This window comes from Marinitenerispora sediminis, assembly GCF_003336425.1.
Lineage (GTDB): Bacteria > Actinomycetota > Actinomycetes > Streptosporangiales > Streptosporangiaceae > Marinitenerispora > Marinitenerispora sediminis.
Genome location: NZ_QEIO01000206.1, coordinates 1 through 7,055, shown reverse-complemented (window position 1 = coordinate 7,055; position 7,055 = coordinate 1). Strand labels below are relative to the sequence as shown.

Sequence of the window (7,055 nt, the reverse complement as noted above, 5' to 3'; positions counted from 1 at the left end):
GTCTCGGCCTGGGTGCGGGCGAGCGGCGCGGCGAGGCGGTGCAGCAGGCCGGGGACGAGGACGGGCGCCGGGGGCCGGTCGGGGTCGAAGCGCGCCGGGTCGGGGAACGCGGCGGGGTCGCGGTTGGCGGCGCCGATGAGCACGGCCACCCGGTCGCCGGCCCGGATGCGCGTTCCGGCGGCGGTGAGGTCGGCGCGCGCGGTCATGGCCTGCACGCTGACCGGCGGGTCGTGGCGGAGCGTCTCGGTGACGACGCGGGCGGGGTGGCCGGGGTCGTCGGCGAGCCGGGTCCACTCCCCCGGCCGGTCGAGGGCGGCGAGGGCGGCGTTGGCGATCAGGGTGGCGGTGGTGCGCTGGGCCAGGACGGTGAACGCCACGGGGAGCCGGAGTGCGGGCGCGGGGCCGGCCGCGTCGGTGAGCGCGGTGAGGGTGTCGCCGGGGCGGCCGGTGGCGGCGTGCTCGGCGAGCAGGTCGCCGAGGTCGGCGAGGGCCGTGTGCGTCCGCCGCGTATCGTCGAGCCGCTGCGGGCACTGCAGGCTGTCCAGGGCGGTGGCGGCCGCGTGGCAGGCGGCGGTGAACCGGTCGCGGCGCGCGCCGGTGAGACCGTACAGGTCGGCGAGCGCTTCGATGGGGAGGCGGGCGGCGATGTCGGCCGCGAGGTCGAGCCGCGCGCCGGCGCCGTCGAGGAGCCGCGTGCACGCCGCTGCGGCGGCGTGCCGGTGCGCGGCCGCGGCGCCGGTGCCGAGCACGGCCGCGGTCGCCGCGCGGAGCCGTTCGGCCTCGGTGTGGCCGACCAGCGGAGCGGCCTGGTCGTCGGGCAGGACGCCGTCAGGGACGCAGTACCCGTCCGGGGCCCGCTCGGCGAGCGCGGGATGGCCGGCCAGGTCCGCGGCCACGCGGTGGTGGGCGGTCACCCACGCTCCGGCGCGGCTGTGCCACAGGGGCCCGCGCCGGCGGGCCTCCTCGTGGGCCGGCTGGGGGGCGTCGTCGAACCCGCGCAGCAGCTGGGCGTAGGGGTCGCCGTTGGCGCCGTGGACCCACCGGGTGGCGTGGACGAGCTGCAGGCGACGCCCCAGGGCGCTGACCGCCAGTGTCACGCGGTTCCCTCCTCGTGCGCGGATCGGTGGCCGAGCCGTGCGCCGGCCACCGATCACGTTAGGAACGGGGTATCGAAGACCGGTCGAGGCGGCGTCGAGGGAGGGGACGGCGGCCCATCCGGGGCGCCGGCGGCACGGCAACGCGCGCGTGGTCCTCGCAGGCGTATGTCGCTCAGTTACCCGGAGGAGAAGCTCAGTCGTTGACCTTGGACGAGGCGGTGGAGCGGGCTCGGGACATCGCTGCCCGGTCGTCCGTCACTCCTGGGGACGTCCTGGAGGCGATAGCTGGGACGCGAGAGGCACGGGAGTGACGGGGCCCGGCGTCCCGGCTGAGAAAGCTCGGGTCGACATGAGTGGCGAACGGCTGGCCGCACCGCACGCGGTTGGTCTCGAAGCGCGTCCACCCAGCGCGGACGGGTCCGAGGGAACGAGATATCGGCCGACGAGGCCCAACGGGCTCTCGACCCGCTCGGAGCCATGAACGTCACGAGGTAGGACCACGTGCGCCTTCTCCCGCGCATCTGGCAGTCGCGGCACCACATGGGCCCCTATGCCGCGGCCTGTGTGGCAGCACTCGCGGAATCCCTGCGTGCTGACCTCGTCACGATCGACGCGGAGTTCTCCCGGACCTCCGGCCTGCTGTGCCCGGTGCGGCACCTGAGCGGGTGAGGAGCAGGCCCGTGCGATCAACGGGGCCTGTTGCCCGAGGTGGGCAGCCGGCCCAGGAGGTGAGCGCGGGCCGTCGGTCCGCACGTCCCACCTGGACAGCACTCCAGCCGGCAGACCGCCGTGTCGGGGTGCACCTTGCCCCGGCACGGCCGCGCGCCATGCCGTCAGCGGTGCCGGGTCACGAACTCCGTGACGGAGGCGGCCATGTAGTCCGTCATCTCCGGCGTGATGCCGGGATAGACGCCGATCCAGAACGTGTGCTCGGTGACGATGTCGGAGTTGGCCAGTTCGCCGGAGACCCGGTACGGCACGCCCTCGTAGGCGGGGTGGCGGACCAGGTTGCCGCCGAAGAGGCGTCGGGTGCCGATGCGGCGGGCCTCCAGGAACGCCACCAGGTCGGCGCAGGTGAACGGGGCGCCGGGCAGCACGGTGATGAGGAAGCCGAACCAGCTGGGGTCGCTGCCCGGGGTGGGCTCGGGCAGCAGCAGGCCGGGGAGCCCGTCGAGGGCGGCGCGCAGCGCCTGCCAGTTGCGGCGGCGGGCCGCGCCGAACTCCGGGAGTTTGCGGAGCTGGCTGAGCGCCAGGGCGCCCTGCAGGTCGGTGGCCTTCAGGTTGTACCCGACGTGGGAGAAGATGTACTTGTGGTCGTAGCCCTTGGGCAGGCTGCCCATCTGGTAGTCGAACCGCTTGAGGCAGGTGTTGTCGGTGCCGGGTTCGCACCAGCAGTCGCGGCCCCAGTCGCGTAGCGACTCCACGATGCGGGCTAGTTCGAGGTTGGCGGTGAGCACGCAGCCGCCCTCGCCGCTGGTGATGTGGTGGGCCGGGTAGAAGCTGACGGTGGAGAGGTCGCCGAAGGTTCCGGCCGGGCGGCCCCGGTAGGTGGAGCCGACGGCGTCGCAGTTGTCCTCGACGAAGAACAGGTCGTGCTCGGCGGCGATCCGGGCGATCTCCTCGGCCTGGAACGGGTTGCCGAGGGTGTGCGCCATCATGATCGCGCGGGTGCGGCCGGAGAGGGCGGCCGCCACGTGGTCGGCGGTGGCGTTGTAGGTGCCCAGTTCGAGGTCGACGAAGACCGGCACCAGGCCGTTCTGCACGATCGGGTTGACGGTGCTGGGGAAGCCTCCGGCGACGGTGATCACCTCGTCGCCGGGCCGCAGCCGCCGGTCGCCGAGCCTGGGCGAGGTGAGGGCGGTCAGCGCGAGCAGGTTCGCCGACGAGCCGGAGTTCACCATGTGCGCCTTGCGCAGCCCGAAGTGCCGGGCGAACTCGCGCTCGAACCGGCGGGCGCTGGGGCCGGCGGCGATGCGCATGTCGAGCGCCGCCTCCACGAGCGCGGCGCGGTCCTCCTCGTCGAGGACCGCGCCGGAGGGGAGGATGGGGGTCTCGCCGGGCACGAAGGCGCGCTGCTCCCGCCCCCGGTGGTACGCGCGGACCTGTTCCAGCACCCGTGCCTTGGCGTCCGGGGTCATGTTCACCTCTCCGCTCGGTGGCCTCTGGCCAGCATCGGCGGGGCTGGTCGAGGACCCCTTGAGCGGCGATGGGAGGGCGCGGCCGCTCTCCGGGGAGGCGGCCGCACCGGTGCGGGGCGGGGTCAGCGCTGGTTCTTGTTCCGGTACAGGTACATGGTCAGCGGCGCGAAGACCGCGATGAGCGCGGCGCACGTGGCGAGCACCAGCCCGAGCTGCCCGGCGGTGGCCGTGCCGTGCATGAGGCCGCGGGCGGCCGTGGTGGCGTGGCTGACCGGGTTGACCGAGACGACGGCCTGCATCCAGCCCGGCATGGTGGCCGTCTGCACGAAGACGTTGCTGGTGAAGATCAGCGGGAACATCACGATCATGCTGGTGCCGGAGACCGACTCCGGCGAGCGAACCACGACGCCGAGCGCGGCGAAGATCCAGCCGACGCTGAAGCCGAACAGGATGAGCAGCAGCATGGTGAGCAGGACGCCGGTGACGCCGGCGGCCGGCCGGAAGCCGAGCAGCAGGCCCAGCCCGGTGGTGATCGTGAGGGCGATGGTGTAGCGGACCACGTCGCCGAGCAGGTTGCCGACGATGGTGGCCGGCTGCCAGAACGGCAGGGTGCGGAACCGGTCGAAGATGCCCTTGGTGATGTCGGTGTTGAGCGCGGTCCCGGTGTACACCGTCATGAGCACCACGGTCATGACGAGGATGCCGGGCAGGAAGAACTGCAGGTACTCGCGGGTCGATCCGGCGAACGCGCCGCCGAACAGGTAGGTGAACATCAGCAGGAACACGACCGGCATGAGCACGATGTCGATCAGCTGCGCGGGGCTGTTCCGGAACTTGGTGAGCGTGCGCCAGCCGTGGGTGAGGGAGGCCGACAGCGCGTTGGGGCGGCGCGGCCGCGCGCGGACGGCCAGCGCCGAGCGGAGGGTCTCGTCCGCCGGGGGACGCGGTGTCGGGACGGGTGCGGTGGTCATGCGGCCTCCTCCGTGGCGGCGGTGTCGGTGTTCTCCGCGGGCCGGCCGGTCAGCGCGAGGAAGACCTCGTCGAGGCTCGGCTGGCTGAGGGAGAAGTCGGTGACCGCGATGCCGGTCCGGGACAGTTCGACGAGCGCGTGCGCGACGCGCTCGGGGTCGGAGACGCGGGCGGACAGCGCCACCGGGTCGGACTCCAGGTGGACCGCGGCGTCGAGGGTCTTGGCGAGCACCTGCTCGGCATCGGGGCGGCGGGCGGCGTCGGCGAGCCGGACGTGTACGGCGCCGGAGCCGACGGAGGACTTGAGCTCGCCGCTGGTGCCCTCGGCGATGACCTTGCCGTGGTCGACCACCGCGATGCGGTCGGCGAGCTGGTCGGCCTCGTCGAGGTACTGGGTGGTGAGCAGCACGGTGGTGCCGGCGGCCACCAGCGCGCGGACGATCTCCCACACCTGGTTGCGGCTGCGCGGGTCGAGTCCGGTGGTGGGCTCGTCCAGGAAGACCAGGTCCGGCGTGACGACGATGCTGGCCGCGATGTCGAGCCGGCGCCGCATGCCGCCGGAGAACGTGCGGGTCTGGCGGTTGGCGGCCTCGGTGAGGCCGAACGCCTCCAGTAGCTCGGCGGCCCGGCTGCGGGACCGCCCCCAGGAGTGTCCGAGCAGGCGGGCCAGCAGCACCAGGTTCTCGGCGCCGGTCAGATTCTCGTCCACGGAGGCGAACTGGCCGGTCAGGCTGACGCGGCTGCGCACCGCGTCAGGTTCGCGGACGACGTCGTGCCCGAAGACGCGGGCCGTGCCGGAGTCGGGCCGCAGCAGGGTGGCGAGCATGCGGATGGTGGTGGTCTTGCCGGCGCCGTTCGGCCCGAGGAGGCCGTAGACCATGCCGGCCGGCACCCGGAGGTCGACGCCGTCCACGGCGCGGGTCCCACCGAAGACCTTGACCAGTCCGGACGTCTCGATCGCGGCGGAGGAAGGCGAATCCAATGCAGACTCCTCGATGATGGGTTCTGGGGCCACGTCTCAGAGGCGCGGTCGGGTGGTCCAGCCTGTGCGGTTGCGGAGCGGGGTCCAGCCTGAGCGGCTGCGGAGCGGGAAAAGGGCCGAGCGGCTGCGGAGTGGAAGAAGACCCGGGCCGCTTCGGACCGGAAGAAGCCTGTCCCGGACGGCGACCCGCCCATGGCTGTACTCAAATTTGGGCACCCGACAAGAATAGGCGAGATCGGACCCGTTGCACAAGTTTGAGTATAGGCCTGGCGGCGGGAACCGCTCGGGGTTTCCGGCGCCAGCCGCGGCTCCGGAGCTGACGAGGGGCCGCCGCTCCCGGAGGCGGGAGCGGCGGCCCCGGCGGTGCGGCCGGCTAGCGCGCGGCGCGCCCGCCGTAGGTGAGCCGGCGCAGCAGTGCCTCGGCCGGTCCGCGCCGGCCCGCGCGGCGCATGAGGTCGGCCATGGCGACGCCGGCCAGCCAGGTGGCGGCGCCCACGGCGACCGAGCCGGCCACGCCCATGTGCGCGCCGAGGTCCAGGGTGTAGGGCGCGAACAGCGCCATCCACACCACGGACTGCCACACGTAGCACGTCATCGACCGCTCGCCGCAGGCCGCGACGGCCCGCACGACCGGGCCCCGGCGGGCTCCGATGCGCACCGCGAGCAGCGCGATCGCCGCCGCGTACCCGATCCCGCCCGCGTAGCCGGTCAGCGTGTGCACGGTCACGAAGGCCAGCGCCAGGCCGGCCGGCGGGTCCGGCCAGAGCTGGGTGGTGACCAGCGTCAGCGGCAGCCCGCCCGCCACGGCGAGCCCGATGCCGAGCCCGGCGGTGCGCCGCAGCAGCCGCAGGTGGCGCTCCGGCTCCTCCAGCAGCCGGCGGCGCGCCGCCCAGACCCCGATCATGAACGGGCAGAGCGAGGCCGTGACCAGCTGGATGCTGCTGACCGGCCAGGTCGACACCCGGTAGACGGCGTCCAGGAGCGGGGCGTCGGAGTTGACCAGCGCCGCCCCCGACCCCGATCCGCCCGCGGCGATCGAGAACCACAGCGCGGCGTAGATGACCGCCCCGACGACGTACCACCCGGCGGCGTAGGCCAGCAGCCGCCGGTCGGGCATCCGCAGCGTCATCACGAACAGCAGCGCGATGAGGCCGTAGGTCCCCAGGATGTCGCCGGAGAACAGCAGCAGCGCGTGCGCGAACCCGAACAGCAGCAGGAACCATCCCCGCCGCCGCAGCAGCCGGCGGGTCGCCGGCCACACCTGGCCGCGCGCCCGCTGCCGGGCGAGGATCTGCGCCATGCCGTAGCCGAACAGCGCGGCGAACATCGGGTAGCCGCGCCCGTCGGCGAACACCGTGAGCCCGGCCGCGGCCACCATGTCCAGCACGGACTGCTCGGTGGGATACCCCCGGATCACGCCGATGCTGCCGCGTAGGAACATGTGGGCGTGAACCAGGGCGATGACCAGGAGCATCGCGCCCCTGGCCAGGTCGGGGGTGAGGTAGCGCCCCCTCGCCTCCTCCCCCGCCCGGGGGGCGGGCGCCGACCGCGGCTCCGCCCTCCCCGACGCCTGCGACACCGTCTCGCTCATCCGATCCCCCCGTGGTCGGCCGGTGTGCCGGTGCCCTTCCTCGCCTCGACGACGACGGTCGTCAAACGTCCTCCCGATCGCTCTGCCGTGGCGCGCCGGACCCTCTTCCGGCGCTCGCTCTCAGCCACGCACCCTCCTCGCCCCGAGCCCTGATACTCAAATTTGGGCACCCGACGAGGATAGGCGATCGGGGGCTTCGTGCACAAGTTTGAGTATGACGGTGAGCGTACCCCTCCGGCGTGCGGGAATCACGTTCCGGCCCGGGGCGGGCCGGAACG

6 protein-coding genes are annotated in these 7,055 nt (G+C 73.5%); 1 reads left to right on the top strand and 5 read right to left on the bottom strand.

Annotation, left to right across the window (positions count from 1 at the left end; all coding sequences use genetic code 11):
- Positions 1–1,097: cytochrome P450 family protein (locus tag DEF28_RS24640; RefSeq protein ID WP_114446240.1), on the bottom strand; the 1,097-nt coding region annotated here is incomplete at its 3' end.
- Between the two features lie 501 nt (positions 1,098–1,598).
- Here DEF28_RS24640 and DEF28_RS27720 point away from each other — a divergent pair.
- Entirely contained in the window at positions 1,599–1,766 is a 168-nt protein-coding gene (locus tag DEF28_RS27720; protein ID WP_158562917.1) for a hypothetical protein, read from the top strand.
- A 164-nt stretch (positions 1,767–1,930) separates the two neighbouring features.
- On the opposite strand, the gene rfbH is transcribed toward DEF28_RS27720, so the two are convergent.
- The 4 genes from rfbH to DEF28_RS24620 all read right to left on the bottom strand — a co-directional run bounded on the left by rfbH (position 1,931) and on the right by DEF28_RS24620 (position 6,777).
- Positions 1,931–3,235 carry a lipopolysaccharide biosynthesis protein RfbH gene (rfbH, locus tag DEF28_RS24635; RefSeq protein WP_114400471.1) on the bottom strand — a complete coding sequence of 435 codons (1,305 nt, stop codon included), beginning with the start codon at positions 3,233–3,235 and terminating at the stop codon, positions 1,931–1,933.
- 122 nt (positions 3,236–3,357) lie between these two features.
- Positions 3,358–4,206: an ABC transporter permease gene (locus DEF28_RS24630; RefSeq protein ID WP_114400472.1), complete on the bottom strand. Its 849-nt coding sequence runs from the start codon at positions 4,204–4,206 to the stop codon at positions 3,358–3,360.
- Positions 4,203–5,186 carry an ATP-binding cassette domain-containing protein gene (locus DEF28_RS24625; protein WP_114400473.1) on the bottom strand — a complete coding sequence of 328 codons (984 nt, stop codon included), beginning with the start codon at positions 5,184–5,186 and terminating at the stop codon, positions 4,203–4,205. The genes DEF28_RS24630 and DEF28_RS24625 overlap by 4 nt, the downstream gene beginning before the upstream one ends.
- A gap of 373 nt (positions 5,187–5,559) precedes the next feature.
- Positions 5,560–6,777: a DUF418 domain-containing protein gene (locus DEF28_RS24620; protein ID WP_114400474.1), complete on the bottom strand. Its 1,218-nt coding sequence runs from the start codon at positions 6,775–6,777 to the stop codon at positions 5,560–5,562.
- Between the last annotated feature and the right edge of the window lie 278 nt (positions 6,778–7,055).